Origin of the sequence: Spiroplasma endosymbiont of Megaselia nigra (assembly GCF_003987485.1) — a bacterium.
Lineage (GTDB): Bacteria > Bacillota_I > Bacilli_A > Mycoplasmatales > Mycoplasmataceae > Spiroplasma.
On the sequence record NZ_RCOO01000161.1, the window covers coordinates 1 to 2,506 of the forward strand.

Here is a 2,506-nt window from a genome sequence, read left to right on the forward strand (position 1 = left end):
TGGTACACCACTAGTAGTATTATTTTCAAACAACAAACGATTCGCCAAGTTCCCACCCGACATAAAATAAATTATGTCTTGGAATTTATTTAAAAGTCACAACAACGGTTTTATAAAAATAATATATAAGATAGCACAGACTGCTTCCATAATTTTACCCAGCAACCAACTGGGTGCGTCTCCGCCACCATCAGCAGCCGTTTGGCTATACTGAATAAACATTTCTGAAGCGTGTGTACTAGTAAAATGATTGATAGTATCGGGGGTAAATATTGTCATAATTGCAGCAATGATAAAAATGATAATCACCGCTATTAACATCAACGGCAAAAATGCTATAATAAGAAAGATAGCCATTTTTTTAATCATATTATTGACAATGGCTATTATGTTTTTAAATGATGTTGGCTTTATCTTGGCTGACTCGCCAACACAGAAAGGGTTTTTTAACCCTTTTTTGTTTTGCGCCATTTTTTATCACTCCTTTACGCAATTCCTAAAATAACATCTTTTAGCCCCAACACAATAGCGCTGGCCAAAATCACAATCCCCAAACATACCCCAACCCAAGTTACGCGAGAAATTGTTTCTCTTCGTTGTTCGGCGTTTTTGGCAAATTTACCAGCAATACACCATAATATGCGACCATAACAATCCCAATTGTTACTGCTAATCCCATTAAAATTGGCATTCCAACGGAAATTATTTTATTACCGATTTCTTGCAAACTATTTGACCCCGCGTTCGATAACAACATCATATTTATCATCTCCTTTGGCCTTTTTATTTCCCTCTTTTTGCTTTTTCGGTTTCTTCTTCGGCTTGCATTTCTACTAAGGCTTTGTCTTCTCTAATTCTTCACGCTTTTTGTTTTTTATCGCGAATTGGTCCTAAAATAAACGTATCAACCACAAACCGTTTAAACAACCACCCAAGCAGAGCAAGACCCGCCAGCGAACCAAGCACTATTCCAACAATTGCTAAACCAGATAACCCACCTTTTTTATTAGGTGCATTATTGTCTTTGATTTGCAAAGAAAATTGTTCTGATTGCGCATTGTTGTATTTAACAGTAATCTTTACTTTGTCATTTGGGTTAAATTCACTTTGGTTTAAAACAAACGAAACTTTGTTTATACCATAATTGCTGGTATTTACCGCAGGAATTTTGATACTGATTGGAATTTGCGTTTTTAACTGTTCAACAACCTGCTCTTTTGTCAACGGTTCTTTGGATGACAGTTTACCATTTGTTTTAAACCAATCAGCAACAGAACGCGCAAATTGACTATCACTAGCGATTTGTTGTCAATTTTTACTTTCTGCAAACAATTTATTTAACTGACTAGAACCGTAGCCACGGATATTGTCGTATCCATTTGCTTTCACTCAGATTTCAAACTGTTTACCATTATCCGTATCAAAATAGTTTGCTATTTTTTTGTCCTTTGCAATTTGTAAATAAACATTGTTGGTATGACCTAGGTTGTCAGATAGTTCAACAACATATTTACCATCATTTGTTGCTAACTGCGACCCATCAAGTTTAATCCCGATTGTTGGGTCAATGGGACTTGTTTGTGTTATTTTATTTCATTGATCATCACAACCATACACCACCCCAGTTATGACACTGCTTTCGGTTGATTTAACCATTGTGATAAGACTTTCACTATTTGCATAGTAGAATGTGTTAACTGGGTTTGTAATATTACTATCATTAATTTGCCCGAGATAATCTTTCACCACGATTGCGTCAGGGGCGGTTGGTTTTAATTCAATTTTTAAATCAACTACCGTTGCTGGCACAACATTATAAGTTACATCAACCGAACCCGCATAACTTTTACTATCTAGTTTCGCGGTTAAAGTTGCAGAGTGATTATCTTTTTTCTTAATTGTAATTTGCGAAAAATCATCAATGACATTGCTATTTTTCTGATTAACAGCAGTGAAAATAGTATCATCGTTGTTATCGATGATATTTCCTAAATCAGTAGTTTTAATTAAATCACTTAGATTTTGTTTAGCACTTGGTGCTGGCGGGGCAATTTTCGCCTGCATCGAGACAATAATTTCACTTGTATATTGTTTACCATCCAAAGTAAAAGTTACTTGTAAATTATGATCTCGTGGGGCAGTTTCAGGTTTCACATTGATAGTCCAGTGTTTATTTGTTTGTCCTTGTTGGACACCATCAAAAACAACTTTATCAATATTTGGGTTGGCAATATCAATGTTGACCTCCCCATCCACACTAAGCAAGTCGGGTCGAGTCCAAGTTTTTGTTTTACTACTATCAACCAATGCAAACTGACTTTGTTGTTTTACCCACGACAAAGCAGTTTTTAAAATACTAAAATTATAAAATACAGAACCAAAATAAACTTTATCTTTGCTATCAATAGCAAGTGAAATAACACTACTTATTCCATCGATTTTGATTGGCGTTGTTGATCCTTGTTTCAACACAAAGGCAAATCCATCTGACCCACTTATAACATAG

Annotated in this window: 3 protein-coding genes; all 3 read right to left on the reverse strand. The window is 35.3% G+C overall.

Annotation, left to right across the window (positions count from 1 at the left end; all coding sequences use genetic code 4):
• A partial coding sequence (locus D9R21_RS05655) for a hypothetical protein (RefSeq protein ID WP_148108847.1) occupies positions 1-471 on the reverse strand: 471 nt, incomplete at its 3' end.
• Positions 472-571: 100 nt separating this feature from the next.
• On the reverse strand, positions 572-760 hold the full coding sequence (locus D9R21_RS05660; RefSeq protein WP_126821440.1) for a hypothetical protein: 189 nt from the start codon (positions 758-760) through the stop codon (positions 572-574).
• Between the two features lie 23 nt (positions 761-783).
• The coding region (locus tag D9R21_RS05665; protein ID WP_206609242.1) for an adhesin at positions 784-2,506 on the reverse strand (1,723 nt) is incomplete at its 5' end.